The following is a 17,870-nucleotide window of genomic DNA, read 5'->3' on the forward strand; positions in this document are numbered from 1 at the left end:
GTATCTGATAAGCATACTATGAATATACGAGTTTTGTTTTCGTTGGTATTTTTTATTGTAATCACGTTCACTGTCTCAGCCCAGACTGCCGTATGGCAGTGGGCTGTGCCGGTACGTAATTTTGCTAAACAACCGAAAAATCCTGATGCCAAAGCCTATTTATGGATACCAGAGAAATGTAAACACGTGAAAGCTGTGCTTGTGGCACAGCATAATATGGAAGAAATTTCTATAATGGAAGATGAGAACTTCCGCATTAAGATGGCAGAATTGGATGTAGCACAAATATGGGTTTGTCCTTCTTTCAATCATGGATTCGACTTTACAGATGGAGCATGGGAAACTTTAGAGGGTTTTCTGAAAGATCTGGCGTCAGTTTCAGGATATACGGAGTTGGCATCGGCTCCATTGATTGGTATCGGACATTCGGCAGCTGCCAGCTGGCCTTACTATTTAGCTGCATATATGCCCGACCGTACATTAGCTTGTATCTCAGTCAGTGGACAGTGGCCTTATGTACGTGATAAATGGCTGAATCTGGATATCTGGGGAGAGCGTAATATCGACTATATCCCATGTCTTGAAACAATGGGGGAGTATGAATCTGCACATACCTGGAGTAATGAGGGATTGAAGGAGCGGAAAGAACATCCTTTGTTGCCATTGAGCATGTTGGCTTGTCCTGCCGAAGGCCATTTTGCTTATTCGCCCGGTAAGGCTGAGTATATCGCACTTTATATAAAGAAAGCATTGCAATACGGGCATGTGGATCCTACTAAAACCGGTTGGCTCGCTGAGCGTTGGAAAAAGAATCAACCACCCACTTGTATGCCTGCGCCTGTAGCAGAATATAAAGGTAATCCGGATGATGCTTTCTGGTTTTTTGATAAAGAGATGGTAGAAGCTACTCAGGCCTATCAAGCCCGTTTCCGGAACATGAAGCCGCAGTTAGTGGGTGTCGTGCAAGAAGGTAAGCCGGTAGTTCAGCGTGACAGTCATTTGCAACTTCACCCGGTATTTCTGCCTCAGGGAGATGGAGTTTCTTTTCATCTGACTCCTGTTTTCTTGGATACGGTTCCCGGTGATAGTCCCCGCCTGAAGAATTGGACGGACTTGCCTATAGGTACACGCATTGGCCATGCAGCGGATAATTCCATTTGCTTTGAAATGATAACAGGCCCCGCAGTAATTCACAACCATACCTTCAAGGTCGAATGGAATCGGAGTATTTCCTGGGCATCCTCTAAGGCTGATATTGTTTTTGCTGTTCGTCATCCGGGAGATAAGGAATATAAACCGATTGTTCAGCAGGCGCAGATCACCATACCTGTTCGCAATATAGATGGAGCACCACAGAAAGTCTCCTTTGCTGCGTTGGCTGATGTCAAACGAGGAATAAAGTCTGTCACATTACAAGCTTCTTCCGACAGTGGCTTGCCTGTTGGCTTTTATGTAGAATCCGGACCGGCCAGAGTGGAGGGAAATCAGTTGATATTTACACCGATTCCTCCGCGTGCTGTTTATCCGGTAAAAGTTACGGTAGTGGCGTGGCAGTATGGCAGGAGTGGAGAACCTAAGATTCAAACGGCCGAACCTATCACACAAACATTCTATATTTTATAGCATTATTTGTATTGCGTGAATTTATTGTTTCAGGAATTCACGCAATGCAGCATTAAATGCTTCAGGTTGTTCCATGTTCAGCATGTGTCCGCAGTCTTCCAACACCTTTAGCTTTCCGTTCGGCAGATATTTCAGAATTTCCGGTTGATTGGAATAGCGGTTGTTGGGTGACTTGCCTTCCACGATTAAAGTCGGCACTGTGGGATGATTCTTTTTTATGGCTTCATAAGCATCCAGACCTGCAACTACCCGTACTTCTTTGTGTAATGGTTGCCAGGCATCCCAGTCATCAATCATTTCCCATAAAGGCTGACGCATCCTTTCTTTCCGGGTACCTCCCGAACTCATCAGCCCTTCAAACCATTCACGCTTCATGACGTCGACTCCTTTCACTTTCAGGGCGGCAATTTCTTCATCCCGTTTCAGAGCTTCTTCTTTGGTCATAGGTTGGCTAGGTCCTTTCGACTTACGTATATTTCCACTTGCAAGGAAAGCTGATGCCATGCGTTCGGGAAACCAACCTAACATATCGGCACCGATGAAACCACCTAACGACAAGCCAACTATATGTGCTTTCCGGATATGGAGAGAATCCATCAGTGTCACCAGGTCTTGTACATGGGTAAACTGATAATCTTCGGTCTGAGAGGAAGAAGCACCATACCCCCGTAAGTCGTAACGGATCACACGGTATTCTTTGGCAAATTCAGCGAATTGTTCATCCCACATTCTGTGATCCAGTGAATGGCCATGTACAAAGATTACAGGTTCTCCGCTTCCGGCTTCTTCATAATAGAGCGAGCCATTGCCAACATCAATGCGACCGGACTTAAAATCAGCCGTCTCTCCCGAAATGCGGAGTTGAGCATCTATTTTATGTTGCCATACATTATGCATTAAAACGTCTGTGTCAGTTTTTCGGCTATCCACTTGTATACGGTTCATTTGCAGCTTACCTACATTTACGGCAATCACGGGAATACGTGGGTCCGGTTTTTCGGGCATGAACGTAGCGTCATTTACTGTGATATTCTCCACATTTCTGATGAACAATCCATAACTTGGCAGATTTCCCCATACAGTGGGCTGGGGATAACCCTTTTCGTCTTCCTTCACTTCTTTGAAAGAAGACCAGTATCTATTCCATTTCGTTCCGCTTGCTACATCGTGGCGTTTTCCTTCCATTGCCGGATCAGGCAGAAAAGCACCTTCCACCAGTCCGCCGCGATTCATGAAACGGATATTGTTCAGATATATGTTCTCTATTTTTGCATTCTCGATACCCGTGATTGAAGAACAGAAATTACCGGTTCCGTAGGCAGTAATATTGCTGATTTGGATATTTCGCATTCTTCCGACGGGAGGAACCGGTGCATCATCCGGGTACTGTCTTCCTCTATTGGCTAAGCGTATGTAAAGTGGACATTCAGTCCCTTCAATCAAAACATTATTGATGGTAACCCCATCCATTATTCCGCCGTCTACAATTTCCAATGAAATGGCGGTAATGCCACTTGGAGTTGATTTTAGAATCCGCTCCCCGGTATGACGGCTTGGTTTTACGATACAGTCGGAGATTGAAATATTCTTAAAGCCGCCCGTTGATTCTGTTCCACATTTAATGGCGTTGGCAAAGCTGCTGACAATACAGTTGCTGATAATTACATTTTCACAGGGAGCCGTACCCGTACTCTTCAATACGATACCATCATCGTCAGAGTCGATAATGCTGTTGGAAAGGATAAAACGGCGGCAACCGTCGATGTCTATTCCGTCATTATTGCCATTACTATGATTGTACACTTTTATGTGATCGATGGTAACATCTTCGCAATTCAAATAATGCTGATTCCAAAGTGCGGAATTTCTCATTGTAATACCTTCCACATGCACATCTTTGCATGAGATAAACAGAATGTTACGAGGCCGTCCGTTGCGGTCGCCGCCCAATCCGCTGATACGCCCTTTTCGTCCTTTTCCTTTTCCGTCTATCGTACCTTTTCCGGTAATACTGATGTTTTTTGCATCTACTGCATAGATGAGGGAAACCCAGCCACCGGCATCTTTTTGTGAACGGTAAGATGCTTGTGGTTGCACAGGAAAGTCATCGTAATTATCACTGGCATAGAGGTATGCCCCGCTTTCAAGATGTAGTTCTACATTATCTTTCAGGAAAATCGTTCCTGATTTATAAATCCCTGAAGGAATGATAACCTTGCCTCCGCCTTGCCGGTGACAATTTTCAATAGCGGCATTGATGGCTTGAGTTTGTACGACAGAGGTGTCTTTGGAAGCTCCGAACTGGAAAATGTTATATTCCGTCGAATGTGCATTCCCTGTAAGATAACAACAGATGGCACATATAAATAGAAAATATGTTTTCATGGCTTATAATGTTTATTTCAATATATAGAAGTTTCGTTCCACCGGTTCAGCCGTCTGTACTTTGCCTGCAATACCGTATTGCCAGGCAACTACCGTTACTTTTACCGGAAATTTACTGCGGGGTGGGATAGGAGTGAATACAATTTGGTCTCCTTTTATTTCAGCCGGACCTTCTTTGATGTAGTAAGAGACGGGCAGTCCACAGTCGCTTGTGGCTTTTAAAGATAAAGAACCGCTTTCCGCTTTCACATCGGGTAATCCTGGAAATAATATATACTGCCTTTGTCCTTCCGTATTCCGGTAGGGGATGCGGATACTGACTTCTTGAACAGCACTTTTATACTTCCGGTCTCCTGTCTGGCTTGCCAACAGACATATATCACCGGTACGGCGCGGATTATTCATACCCATCCGATAGAAAGATACTATGAATGTGGTGTCATTTACCTTTTCTACTGGTCCACAGATGCGACTGATTATCGGTGTTGCATCTGCATGCTCATCAGATAGTTTGGTTCTCAGGGAATCCGTACATACGGCTTTCAGGTGGAAAGTGATTCCATCGGCTTCCGGATTGAAGCGGGGCTGTACACGTACATGCTGCTTCTTGTTGTATGTCAGTAAACTACCGTTTTGCTCAAAACCCAGATATTGTTCTTTCTTTCCACGGCTTTGCGTATACCGTGTTTCGGTCGCTTCCGCTATTTCACGGTCAAAATACCAGAAAGCATCGTGAGGATCACCTTTATATTGTGAATAGGGGGCGGCTTTGGCTCGCTTCTTCTGATCGGGATGCCAGCGTTCTGCCAGCCAGCCTTTGGTTGGGTTCACCGGATTCAGTTTTACTTTACCGTCTTTCGTTACTTCATCCGTCAGTCGTTGATTGATAGCTTTTTCCAGAAATAGAGCAATGTATGCGGCTGTTTCATCTGCCACATCGAAATGTCCCCGTCCTGCGTCACACAGAAATGAGATGCAACTTTCAGGATACATCATGCGGAAGGCCAGTGCCGGATTTACCCGGGCTTCCCACCATTCATATTCTCCTTCAATCATCAGTCCGGGTATTCCATCTATATTACGGGTACGTCCCCATTCCAGATTCTCACGCCCGTAGCCGGTAAGATTCGTACGCGGAGCATCGCCATGCAGGGAAATGATAGCCAAAGTGCGTTCCGGATTCCATGCTGCGAAGTTCCAGGGATAGGTAGCCATAGCCGAATGGCCTATGGGAACGATGGGGACATTTTTCAGTTCGCTATATCCGCTGACGTCTGCCAGGGAGACCATCATTTTCTCAAATATCTGTTGTGTGCCTTTCGATACATCCCATTGCTGATCGATACCGGGAGTTATCCATACAAAGCCGATTCCAAGCTTCTGCATCTTTTCGCGGAAAAGGGGATTATCAAAAAGAGTTTCTTCGCTCATATTGTGTTGTCCTACAATAATTGCTTTTATCTGCATACAGTCAGCGGGTATCCATAAGAAAGCCGTAGGATTCCGGTTCGTTTCATTAGAGACGAATCCGTCAAGGGTCACAGACCATTGCCATTCCCCTGCCCGCAAACAGGGAGAGAAGAACAACAAGAGGATGATCGAAAAAAGCAGTCTATATCTATTCATGTTTTTTTGTTTTTTACAGTATTAATACGAACGAGGAATAAGCTTCACTCAAAAATAAGGGATTTAAAACAATGATTCCACAAATCTTATAAGATTTATGGAATTGAATCCATAAAAATCAAAAGATTTGTGGAATCAGCCTGTTTTTGTTATATTTCGGTGAGCCTTAGTATTCGTTAATAATCTTTTATTTAGAGGCTTCTTTCAGTTGTTCCGTCAACTTATCCATATCTTCCGGGCTGGCTGCCGATGGGAATTGTAGTTCTCCTTCTTTATTGACAATGGCATAATGCGGGATTGACAACATACCGTTCCGCCCGAACTTCTCATAAATTTCCATTTTGAAAGCCTCGTTGATGATGACATGCTCTCCTTTTAAGTTATAGTGCCCTGTCATTTTTTTCCAGAGTTCAGCTTTCTGGGGAGTATCGATGGAAACATACAATAACACGATATCATTTTCAGCAGCATATTTCTGCAAAGGTTTGATGTGTGCAAACGATGCACGACAAGGACCGCACCAGGTAGCCCATACGTCGATAAAGATCACTTTACCCGGGTATAAGTCAGTAATTTCCTTAAAGGTGCGTACACTGTCCGTATTCAATATATGAATATCTTTCGGAAGTTCGGCTTCATTGAACGCTTTGTTCCTTTGTATCGCTGTTTCTAATTTCGGCATTAGCACGCTTTGGGGATATAATGTCTTGAATTCCTCATACAATGCAGGAATACCAGTTGCAAAATACTCACGGCTTTCATCTTCCAGAATGAGAAGTCCCATTGCAGCCTCCTGTACCCGGCCTTGCAGATTTGTTTTATACCAATCGAATAACAGTTGATTGCGTTCATTGTCATCATTCGTGCGCCTTTCATGTTTCATGAAAATATCTATGCCTGCCATATTCGATACGACATCTGCAAATGCAGGAGAGAATACGCTTTCAGCCTGACCGACGTTTGCAAAATCCAACATCTGGGCGTAAGCGTCGTCCCATTCCTTCTTGAGCGTTTCGGAACCTCTCCGGTAGTTACCGAAATACTGATTCATATATGCCATCAAAGCCTGTATACGTATATCTTGTATGGCTCTCTGTCTGAGCTGATCGTCCACTTCTGCCACTTCGTTTTCTAATGTAGTAGCGTAGTCTGTCAGCTTTTGATATACGGATGAGGCAACCGTGTCCTTGCCGACGTTAAAGATATCTCCCCGGCGTGCACGCAGATTAAATACGTTTTCATTCAGATCAGCCAGTTTCTTGAGTATTTCATTTTCTTTCGTCAAGCCGTCAACCGGGTTTAGTTCATTGGATTTGGAAGCATCGATATCGAGCGTCTGTTTTCCCGGAGCAAGATAGATACTACCTAAGTTTCGCTCACCATATAGAAAAAGGGTCAGCTTTTCGTTCCCGTTTACAGGTAAGGTAATCTGATACGTACTGTCGGCATTTAAACGTAAAGTATCAATCTTGTTCGGTAAGTAAATGCCATCTGTAGTGATATTATATACAATGGGAGCGCCGGATGTATTCGTTACTTTGCCTTCTAAAGTAATATTCTTCTGGGTACATCCGCTCAGGAGCATAGTGGTTGTTATGCCGCCAAGGCATAAAGATTTGATGAATTCCATTATTTGTTTTTCATTTGGTTTATAATCTGAGACGCTAAAATAGTGATAAGGTTACATCGGGACAATTATTTTCTGTTATTTCTCCGTGATTGTTCATTTTATCTTAATCCCTTTTATAAAATCATTGGTTACTATTCCTTTCAAGTCCTTCATCCGTTCTCCATTGATTACTACATTTTCAAACGTCACGTTTTGCACGGTTCGTTCTTTGTCCAGTCCTTGAATCAACGATGGATTTTCTCCTATGCCTGTATATGTAATATTTCTGAAAGTAATGCCTTCAATGCCGCTTCCCGGCTGTTTATCATATTTCTCGTTGAAACGTACTTTTACATAAAACAGTCGTCCTTCCTGAATATTCTCTACCCGGATATCTTCGAAGAGAATATTACGAACCTGATTCTTATCACCACAATCTACTGTCATGCAACCTTGATAAATCGGGTCATCCTCGTCATGTTCCAGGATGTCGATGTTACGGAAAGTCAGATTCTCTATCACTTCTCCTGTCGGTGAGTCCGGATCGCCATGACCGCCTACATTGATGGGATGTGCCACATCTGCCCAAAGAATAGAATTTTGCACGGTAATATCAGATGAACCTCCCCACCAGTTCCAGCGGTGATTGTACAAAGCAATGCAATCGTCCGAATTGCGCATAAAGACATTGTCGATAAGTACCTGACGGCAGCACATCATATCTATACCGTCACTCCATCCTTTACAACTGAAGGACTTCAGATTTTTAATCGTAATTCCTGTGGAACCACCTCCAAATACGGTATAATGGTCCGGATTCACTACTGTAATGCCATCTATCCATATATTTTTGGAATCAGTGATTTCAATGCCCCGTACAGCGTGGTCTATGATTCCCCGTCCGATGATGCGGACATTCTCGGCTTTGTCTACCACGAGTTTTGCCTTGACCACAGCTCCGGGGGCCAGATATACGGTTGTATTACTTGGTATCCGTATCTGATTGTTGGGTAAGTCTTTGGGGCGGTGTGTGCCCGGACCGAAATACATTACTCCTTTAGTTTCTTTTTCATATTTTTCAGTCTCCATCGGGTTGGCAAAAAGATGCAGGTTGTGCAGTCGGTCACCATTAAACTCAATGGATAGATATTGTGGCTTTTCCAGAGTGAAAAGAATGGCGTTTTGTATCTGCTTGTATTCAATACCTTTACTCAAAGGGCGTATGGCTACTTCGCGCACAGTGCCATTGTTCTTCTTCACCATTACTTCTACGGGACTTCCCATATCAAATTGCACCATGGAAGCATCCTGCACTTTGTCCATATCTACCTGTACGTTGTATTCGAACAAATCTTTCCATTCGCCGCCGGGGATGCGTACGCGTACGGTATAGTCATCATTGTGCGGCATCCCGGTACTCAGTGTACCGGGATAAGTCACTAGTTGTGCCTGTATGGACAAGCAGAAGAAGGCTGATAAGATAGTTGTAATAAATTTCATTGTATAATCGTTTTTTGAATAATTTTCTTCATATCTTGATTAAGATACGAATTAAGGTAAAATATTACTCAATATATAGAAATTCATCATTTTCATTGAATCACTACTTTATTTTGCACCGGTGTCATGATGAATGTAAATTCATAATCACCATACGGTAACATGAACTCCGGTTCTGGAAGTGCACTCCAACTGTCTATGCAAGCCAGTCCCATCTGGGCTTTATCAATCAATACATTTGTCAGATCGGCTTTTTCTACTTCCTCAGAGTGTCCTTGTTGTTTTTCCAAACCTTCGTCCAGTGATTCGATTGTGTAGTGCAAAGCAGAAGCTGAAAAAGGAGCGTCAGCTACGAACTGCAATCCATTTCCACTTATATTCAACTGTCTCCACCAGCGGATATCCGTTTTTGTGCCATTTTCTTGCGGACGGATATAAGGAGAGAATTGCTCATCAACAGTTTGATTGTAAATGCCTAAATCCGTACAATGATTACGATTACTATAGTTTTCCATTGGACCACGGCCATAATAGGAAATATTTTCAAATGACCTCGGCATAACCAGTTGCATGCCGAAGCGGAACATATTGGAAACGTTGGCCGCCTTGTCCGTTATCATTTTTTGGTTTACCTGAACCGCTCCTTGGTTATTGATGGTATAAGTGATATACAGTTTAGCAGAAACCTGTTTCATCTCATATTCTGCTGAAATAACCGCTTGATTGTCTACAATGTTATTTTTCAGTGATATGAGTTTGATATCCGGATTCTTCCATGCACTATATTTCAGTTGCAATTTTGCTCCATAATCATTGTCGGTAGGTGCCCGCCAGAAATTCGGGGTAAGTGCGGCACCGTCTTTAATCATGTCCAGACCGTTGACAATGTATTTATCCATATAGCCGGTAGATCTCTTGAATCTGATAAGGAAGTTCTCACCTTTTACAATCCAGTGGCGGATATTCGTATCGTTTACCTGAGGTGTGATTACGGGGATATAGTTTTCAGTAACATTCTTCAGCTTCATTTCAGGAGTTTTGTATGGATGTAACACTAATTGGTCTTTGGCAACTATGTGGCCGACAGGGATCAAGCCTTCGCGATCTTTTTGTCGGTATCTGACATTCAATAACCATTCTCCGTTCTCATCGGTTTCTCCCAGCTTGAGGATGAGAGATACTGTTTGCAATGGGGCTACATTCAGTTTTTCTATACGTCCGCTACGTATGACTCTGCCGTTGTTCAGCACTTCCCATTCCATATAATAGGCAGACAGATCACGGAAGAAATTCTCATTGTAAATATTGATTTCACCTTTTGACAGATCCCCCGGAGTGGTCCAGATGTTCTGATAGAAATATCCCACTTCATATACATGCGGATTGGGGATGCGGTCCGGATTGAGTAAACCGTTGTCGCTATAGTTGTCGTCACCGGTTTTAATCGTATCGAAATCACCATCATAACCATAGATCATTTTGCCACTTTTGCCTGTCCAGTGGGGTGACTGATCTATTAGATCCCAAATAAATCCACCTTGGAATTTCGGGTATTTACGGATAAGATCCCAATATATTTTAAAGTCACCTAATGCATTTCCCATTGCGTGAGCATATTCACACATGATCATAGGTTTCTGTTTACTTTCGTCTTCACAATAACTGATGCACTTGGAGTAAACGGGATACATCGGGCAATAAACGTCAGTGTTGCTTCCTGTGTCATAGGCTTGTTCAAAATGCACGAAGCGACTGGGGTCTTCTGCTCTCACCCATTGATAACATGCTTCAAAGTTCGGTCCATCGCCACATTCATTTCCCAATGACCAGAAGATAATGCTCGGATGATTGAAGTTGCGTTGTACATTACGTTGATTACGTTCCAGATGTGCTTTCCTATATGAATCCACTCTTGCCAATGAAGTCTCTTTGAATCCCATTCCATGTGATTCCAGGTTAGCTTCAGCCACTACATACAAACCATATTTGTCACACAACTCATACCAGAAACTGTCGTCCGGATAATGGCAGGTACGAACGGCATTTATATTGAACATTTTCATTAATTGAATATCCTGAATCATACGTTCCCGAGAGATAACATATCCGCCGTCCGGGTCCATTTCGTGACGGTTGGCTCCTTTAATAAGTATTGGTTGTCCATTTACCCAGAGTTGTGCATTCTTCATTTCTATCTTGCGGAAGCCTACTTTTATGGGAACAACTTCTGTGATTTCTCCATTTTCTTTCAGAGTAGCCCGAAGCGTATAGAGATAGGGAGTTTCCGCACTCCATTTATGGGGATTTTCAAGTTTCATAATGGTAGATATATTGCCGTTACCTTTTACTTCGGTTGCTGTCACGGTCTTGCCTTTTGCATCAAGCAGTTCCAGAGTTACCAGGTTATTTCCTTTTAGATTCAGATCAATAGCCAGTGTACCGTTTTTGTATTGACTATCTAAATCCGGGGTTACACGTAGGTCTTCAATACGTTTTTTATTGCGTGAATAGAGATAGCAATCGCGTGCAACACCATGATACCGGAAGAAGTCCTGATCTTCCAGATAACTGCCGTCGCACCAGCGGAATACCTGAAACGCTATGAGATTTTTCTGTCCCGGTTTCAGGTAAGAAGTTAGATTGAACTCAGCTTCCAGCTTGCTGTCTTCACTATAACCGACAAACTTTCCATTCACCCATAAATAGATGTTTGAAGAAACCGAACCGAAATGCGCAATGATATCTTTACCTTTCCAATCAGACGGAACGATTATTTCCCGACGATAGGAACCTACATGGTTGTTCTCCACAGGTACTACGGGCGGATTATTCTTACACCAGCCTTTCCATAATTTCCAGTCGAAACCTACTCCCGAATAGAGTGGAACATCATATCCGTTCAATTCCCACATTGCCGGAATAGGCAGATCATCCCATCCTTTGTCATTATACCCTATCTTCCAGAAATCAGTCGGACGAGCGTCCGAGTCTTTTACCCAACGAAATTTCCAGATACCGTTTAAAGTCATAAAGTTGGCGGATTTTTCTTTTACGGCTTCTGTCGCTGCTTCAGTGCTTTCATAAGCAAAGAAGTTGGTATGCATCGGAGCACGGTTTACGGCATTGATTTCCGGGTCTTGCCATTCTTTGAAAGTTTGTGCATCCATTGTTGTTAAACTGATTAGAAAGAATCCGATTAAAAAAAGTATTTTCATGATAATTCAGTATATATTAATAAATGGTTTACTTTTCATTTAGCAGTTATTCTTATTACAGTAAATGAATATTGTGGCATTTTATAAGAGAATTTTTCTCCGATGGCAAGGTTTCCATTTACAGGTATGGCTGTTTTAGACCTTATATCACCGGTGAGTATGCTGGTTGATGCTATCGGGTTGTATCCCTGAAGTGAAGGCAGATATAAATTAGTGTTGACGCTGATAGGCAACAGATTGACCAATTTTATAATAATGTCACCTGTTTTTGATTCACGTATCACCGATTGCCCTATGCGAAGATTCACCTTGCGATCTTGTTGATCGGTATTTAGTTCAGCGGGAATATATTCGTCACCACTATTTTGCCCAAACATTCTTTGAGTATAATAGCTTGCTGTAGGGTGGACTTCAGAGTTATTGAAGTATATAAGGTCCGGATTCCAATGAATATGTCCTTCTTTAGCGAGTAAGGGAGCATAACTTGTCATACATACAATATCTCCATTTCGCTCCAGGTTGGTCATGTGGAGGGCTTCGGCAAGGGCACTCTCTAAGCTTGTTTGTGAATGGCTATAACTGCGTGCCGCCCATTCACCGAGATAAACTTTCGACTTTGAACGATCATAGTGGTCGTAAAAGTTCTGGTTATAAATATACCATCCGGTTGGACGATAACAGTGCTCGTCAACAATCGGTACCTGCAATTCTGTGGCGTACTTCCATCCTTCTTCGTAGTCTATTCCCTTAATATCAGGACCGGCAGTGCCTATGATAGTGATGTCAGGATAATACTCTTTTACTACATCATATATCATTTTAAATCTGATTTTAAATTCTTCAGAGATCATATCTTCATTACCCAGGCCGATATACTTCAGATTAAAGGGTGCAGGATGTCCGGCATCAGCACGTATTTTGGCCCACTTTGATGTTCGGGGATTTCCATTTGCCCATTCTATTAAATCAAGTACATCTTGTATGTACTGTGGCATTTTATCCATAGGGATTCCACCTTGTTGCCCTTCTGAAAAAAGTTCTGGTAGGTCCGATTTCATTTTACCACTTTCAATTAGAGACTTGTGCAACAGACCGGAGTTTTGGCAACTTACACCTGCTGCAATAATAGGTAGAGGTTCTGCTCCGACATCTTCACAAAACTGGAAATATTCGAAATAACCCAGTCCACGTGTCTGATGATAATGCCAGATATTGGGCAGATGTCGGCGTTCGTGGAGTGGTCCGACAGAGCCTTTCCAGTCATACATATTATCAAGTCCGTCACCGTGTGCAAGGCATCCACCGGGGAAACGGATAAAGCGGGGCTGAAGATCAGCTATAAGCTGTGCAAGGTCACGACGAAGCCCGTTTTTACGCCCTTTGAATGTATTCTGTGGGAAAAGAGAAATCATGTCGAGTGCATAAGTACCTGTTTGCAAAGGCATTATTTCGAGTCGGGCATCAGTATCATCAGCAGTAGCAATAAGTGTACATGTCTGCTGTTTCCAATCTTTTGCATTGAGACTGATTTTGTTTTGGGCTATGATATCTCCGTTTTTAGATACTATTCTTACTTCTGCAAATTCTTTCTTTGCGCTAGAATGAATAGAAGATACGAAAAGAGAGAAGTCATATTTTTCTCCTTTTTTCATATATATGCCGTCGAATCCTGAATTTATGAGAGTTCCGCCAACCTGTGTCACATCAAGTACTGCATAAAACTTGTTATTAGGATGTATCGGTTTTATATCTGTAATAGTAAGTGAGGCACCACTGCTTGTACTCCAGGCGTAATCATGTGTCCAGTTCTTTTCTCGTGCAAAACTGTCTTCACAGTATTCAAAATCTCTGTTTTGTATCAATTCGGCATAGAGTCCTCCATCGGCAGCATGACTTAAATCTTCGAAGAAGACCCCAATGAGCATGTCAGATATAGGTTTGGCTTTTGATATATCGGTTTTTATATCTACGTTGACAGGTTGGAGATTCAGAAAGCGTGCGTTGTCATGTTCGGCCCGTTCATTGTATTCCGCATTCTTAAAATCTTCATATTGGAAATGATTTATTACAGCCTGCATTTCATTATAGCCTATTTTCACTATGGGAGAGTGCTTTGTGGCTATTTGTTTTTTCTTTTCAAAATATCTCTGCCTTTCCCATGTGATGAGATTTTCACTCTTTGCTTGAGCGTAAATCTGTCCGCTTTTGCTTATTTGCCACGTGGCAAGATATTCACCATCGGCAGTACGTTCAATGCAAGGGTTGATCATTGTCTTCCATGATCCCCAGTCACTTCTGATCACAGTACGTCCGTCACACAACATTTCCCAGTTTTCTCCATCTGAACTCCATTTAAGTTTCATACCCGAACGTCCTGTATTATGTGTTTCTGCAAACGGCATAATATATACGGAGTCTGGTTCCTCGGCCATTGCTGATGTCACCATAGCAGCAATGGCTATAGACACAATAATTAGTTTTGGTTTCATATTATTGGGGGGTGAATTGTTACAATGTAGGGGTTATTCTTTTTATCTTGCCATCCTCATCAAATTCCATTTTATCAATGCACACTTCTCTGTGGAACCCGGCTTTTCTGCCCATTGTTACGGCATCCGGAAACTTGAATCGATGGTAAACAATCCGCCATTCATCTTTACCCGGCAATTGCATAACTGAATGATGTCCGGTAGCAAAGATTCCCTGATCCGGTTTCTTGCAAAGGATAACCTGGCTTTCGGACGGCTCAATAGGTCCGACCGGAGATTTGGAACGTACATAACGCACTTCATAATCCACACTTCTCGTGTCGTTTTTCGACCATGTGAAATAGTAATACCCATCTCTATAGAATACATGAGCGGCCTCGCTGTAATAAGTGTCGTTCTTTATCAACAACCGTGTTGTATTGGGTTTTACGGATATCATATCATCATTCAGTTCACATACAGCCATGTAATAATTTCCCCAGTACAGATAAGTCTTGCCACTGACAGGATCGGTAAAGACATCCGGGTCTATATTCTGTCCTCTGGTCATACCCTTGGGGCGTTCTTTATCAATCAGAGGTTTTCCGGAATCTACAAAAGGTCCGGTCGGATGATCGGCGATTGCTACTCCGATTTGTTGCTCGGCTGTATAATAGTAATAATATTTGTAACTGCCGTCCTCCTGTTTCTTTTCAATGATACAGGGAGCCCATGCATTCTTTTGGGCCCATGATACATTCTTCAGATCAAGGATAACTCCTTCTTCTTTCCAGTTTAGAAGGTCATCGGAAGAAAAAGCCTTGAATAGCGTACTGCCCCAGTTCAGTATCCCGTCGGTAGTCGGATAGATATAATATTTTCCGGTTTTCTTCGAATACATCACTTCCGGATCTGCATAGAATCCCGGAAATACCGGATTTTTCTTTATGGATGCCGTAGAGACATATTTCCTTTTGTTCTGTTTCCAGTACTCCTCTAATCTTTCCACTTCCTCTGCTGTCAAATGGATGACTGCACCATGCTTGGGCGATGTAAAGTTAGTCGTTTCCATCACCCCTTCATTGAAACGTCCCAGATTTTTAAAGTTAACAAAGTCTGAAGTCTCGATGAAAGCGAAGTTGTGCGGATTGACGCTGTACACATCATACATCAGTACCCATTTGTCTTCTCCGATACGCTTCCAAACATTGGGAGCTTCACAGGCTTTGGGCTCTAAATCATACCAACGGGGATCGAATGTATAATCGCCGTTAGCTATATTCGAAACCGCATGCTTTATACCTGCTTCTCCGTCATGGGCTACGTAAAATAAGTGATATTGATCACCTATTTTCGTGATGTCTCCATCAATTGCCGAAACTTTTTCGTTGGGATATTCAAATAAAGTCCGTGGCAATGTCTCAATGGTGTCGAATTCATCATTCACATATACATAGTATAGTTTATTCGGTTCGTTCCTGAAGCGCATTGTGAAATAAATCATCAGTTTTCCTTTCTTCTCGTCAAAAGTTATTTCGGGCGCCCAGGCACAACCTATTTCACTAAGTCCTGCCGACATCTGGTCGAAGCATATGTTTGTACGTTTCCAGTTTATCAGGTCCCATGACTTCATCAATACCAGTCCGCGGTTATTTCCCCAGCCGTACTTTCCGTCCCGTTCCCATTGGGTTTCCCGGTAGCCGTCCCTTTGGGCAAAGACATGTAAGTCCGTCATAGCCATGTAGAAAGCCCCATCCGGTCCACGATAAATATGTGGGTCACGAATCCCCCTTTGATAGGCAATCGTATCTCCGGCAATTACGGGTTCACCATCATTCAAGGCGGTGAAGTTATATCCGTCATGGCTCACAGCCATATATAGACCATGTGTCTCGTCTTTATGGAAAACCATCAGATACGCACTCATATCTTTTTCTTCCGGAATGGCATTCCTGTAGCGGAATTTCCTGAATCCCGCATTTCCTTTGCCGGCGGAAAGCAATCCGATGCGCAACGCATAGAAGCCTTTATAATTGTTATGATGCAGTTGGGAGACATCTATATTCTCGGCTAAAGTGTTCCATTCTTTACCGTCTTTGCTGACCATAACCCGCATGATGTTTCCCTGATTTTGAATTTTGGCAAAGAAGCGTTTGCCTATCTTGTTGGGAAGTCCGAAGCTCTTTTCTGCATTTTGATGGATGGTAAAGCTTTTTCCGTCAGAGGTGATTCCGGCGTAAGCTTTTTCATTGTAATAGAGAATCAGACCGGCTGTATTTCCATTTCCTGTGTTTACCTCCACCTGTGTTTCATAATTCTTGTCTTCAACGGTAGCCAGCAGAAGGCGGGCATCGGCGGGAGTTTTTCCTTTAGCATTCATCCACAGTGTTTGCTGTTTGAATTTCAGGGATTGGGGAGCATATTCTTTCCAGAATGTCCATTGCAGTCCGAGATCCGGCCCATTGAAATCGTCAGATAATTCTAAACCATGTTTGATTTTCTGTTTGGGAGTGATTGGGGTAACTGTCGACTTGGTGCGATACCAGCCATCCTGTGTCCATTCAATTGGTTCGATAAGCGTGGAACGTCCCAGAGTGTGATACCCTTTTGCATACGCATGATATACAATCCACCAGTTACCGTTTACATCGTCAATCAGTGTACCGTGTCCCTTCGACCACCAGTTATCCGTTGCACTGTAAGTATGTACCACCGGATTATAAGGAGAATTTTCCCACGGCCCTGTGACATTTTTCGAACGGGCGGAGACCACCATGTGGCTAGTTGCTGGACCTGCTGTTCCTCCTTGGGCGGAAGTCATGTAATAGTAGCCGTTCCGATAATTCAGTTTGGGCGATTCCAGACACATACATTCCGTATCCCATCCTTTGGGGTATATCCAACCCTCGTATACTTGTTTTTTTTCTCCGATGGTGCCCAATCCGTCATTTGTAAGCTGAATCACTTCTCCTTCGTTCACATATAAGTAGCGGTTTCCGTTCTCATCGACAATGTGCCCTGGATCTATGCCATGTACTTTCAGGTCGGTCGGTTTGCTCCACGGACCTTTGATGTCATTGGCCCAGATCACCCAGTTGGTACCTCCTGCGGGATAATAAATGTAGTATTTCCCTTTATATTTCAACAGATCGGGAGCCATGGCAGAACCCTCGTATTCCGGCATTACCCGACATACGGGTTCCCAGTTCATTAAATCCCGAGAGTGCCAGATCAGGAATCCCGGTGCATAATAAAAGGGTGAATGAGTCATGTAATAATCTTCCCCATCGCGCATGATGGAGGGGTCAGGATAATCGCCCGGCAAGATTGCTTTTGGATATTCCTGTGCATCCGTCCGGGTTATCAACAAGGTCAGAAAAACAAAGAATAAAAGTTGTTTCATGATATTTATATTTATGTTACGTTTGAATCCGGAGTTACCTT

Annotated in this window: 8 protein-coding genes; 1 reads left to right on the forward strand and 7 read right to left on the reverse strand. The window is 43.0% G+C overall.

Annotated elements, in window-relative coordinates:
- The first annotated feature begins 18 nt into the window (after positions 1–18).
- On the forward strand, positions 19–1,623 hold the full coding sequence (locus K429_RS0121205) for a hypothetical protein (RefSeq protein ID WP_029327953.1): 1,605 nt from the start codon (positions 19–21) through the stop codon (positions 1,621–1,623).
- Between the two features lie 21 nt (positions 1,624–1,644).
- Here the strand turns inward: K429_RS0121205 and K429_RS29030 are convergent, their stop codons facing one another.
- The 7 genes from K429_RS29030 to K429_RS29035 all read right to left on the reverse strand — a co-directional run bounded on the left by K429_RS29030 (position 1,645) and on the right by K429_RS29035 (position 17,829).
- On the reverse strand, positions 1,645–4,008 hold the full coding sequence (locus K429_RS29030; RefSeq protein WP_029327954.1) for an alpha/beta fold hydrolase: 2,364 nt from the start codon (positions 4,006–4,008) through the stop codon (positions 1,645–1,647).
- Positions 4,009–4,020: 12 nt separating this feature from the next.
- Positions 4,021–5,634 carry a hypothetical protein gene (locus tag K429_RS0121215; protein ID WP_029327956.1) on the reverse strand — a complete coding sequence of 538 codons (1,614 nt, stop codon included), beginning with the start codon at positions 5,632–5,634 and terminating at the stop codon, positions 4,021–4,023.
- 187 nt (positions 5,635–5,821) lie between these two features.
- The gene (locus tag K429_RS0121220; protein ID WP_029327958.1) at positions 5,822–7,264 is read right to left on the reverse strand and encodes a TlpA family protein disulfide reductase; all 1,443 of its coding nucleotides are present in this window, start codon (positions 7,262–7,264) and stop codon (positions 5,822–5,824) included.
- A 93-nt stretch (positions 7,265–7,357) separates the two neighbouring features.
- Positions 7,358–8,743: a glycosyl hydrolase family 28 protein gene (locus K429_RS0121225; protein WP_029327959.1), complete on the reverse strand. Its 1,386-nt coding sequence runs from the start codon at positions 8,741–8,743 to the stop codon at positions 7,358–7,360.
- 92 nt (positions 8,744–8,835) lie between these two features.
- Positions 8,836–11,958, reverse strand: a complete 3,123-nt coding sequence (locus K429_RS0121230) for a glycoside hydrolase family 2 TIM barrel-domain containing protein (RefSeq protein ID WP_029327960.1) — start codon at positions 11,956–11,958, stop codon at positions 8,836–8,838.
- A 35-nt stretch (positions 11,959–11,993) separates the two neighbouring features.
- Positions 11,994–14,447: an alpha-L-arabinofuranosidase C-terminal domain-containing protein gene (locus K429_RS0121235; RefSeq protein WP_029327961.1), complete on the reverse strand. Its 2,454-nt coding sequence runs from the start codon at positions 14,445–14,447 to the stop codon at positions 11,994–11,996.
- A gap of 19 nt (positions 14,448–14,466) precedes the next feature.
- The gene (locus tag K429_RS29035) at positions 14,467–17,829 is read right to left on the reverse strand and encodes a family 43 glycosylhydrolase (RefSeq protein ID WP_029327962.1); all 3,363 of its coding nucleotides are present in this window, start codon (positions 17,827–17,829) and stop codon (positions 14,467–14,469) included.
- Positions 17,830–17,870: the final 41 nt, after the last annotated feature.

The sequence above is a fragment of the Bacteroides sp. 14(A) genome (assembly GCF_000526555.1).
Classification (GTDB): Bacteria; Bacteroidota; Bacteroidia; order Bacteroidales; family Bacteroidaceae; genus Bacteroides; species Bacteroides cellulosilyticus.

Coding starts and splice junctions, on each gene's coding strand:
- K429_RS0121205 (WP_029327953.1), top strand. CDS start 19: ATGAATATACGAGTTTTGTTTTCGTTGGTATTTTTTATTGTAATCACG.
- K429_RS29030 (WP_029327954.1), bottom strand. CDS start 4,008: ATGAAAACATATTTTCTATTTATATGTGCCATCTGTTGTTATCTTACA.
- K429_RS0121215 (WP_029327956.1), bottom strand. CDS start 5,634: ATGAATAGATATAGACTGCTTTTTTCGATCATCCTCTTGTTGTTCTTC.
- K429_RS0121220 (WP_029327958.1), bottom strand. CDS start 7,264: ATGGAATTCATCAAATCTTTATGCCTTGGCGGCATAACAACCACTATG.
- K429_RS0121225 (WP_029327959.1), bottom strand. CDS start 8,743: ATGAAATTTATTACAACTATCTTATCAGCCTTCTTCTGCTTGTCCATA.
- K429_RS0121230 (WP_029327960.1), bottom strand. CDS start 11,958: ATGAAAATACTTTTTTTAATCGGATTCTTTCTAATCAGTTTAACAACA.
- K429_RS0121235 (WP_029327961.1), bottom strand. CDS start 14,447: ATGAAACCAAAACTAATTATTGTGTCTATAGCCATTGCTGCTATGGTG.
- K429_RS29035 (WP_029327962.1), bottom strand. CDS start 17,829: ATGAAACAACTTTTATTCTTTGTTTTTCTGACCTTGTTGATAACCCGG.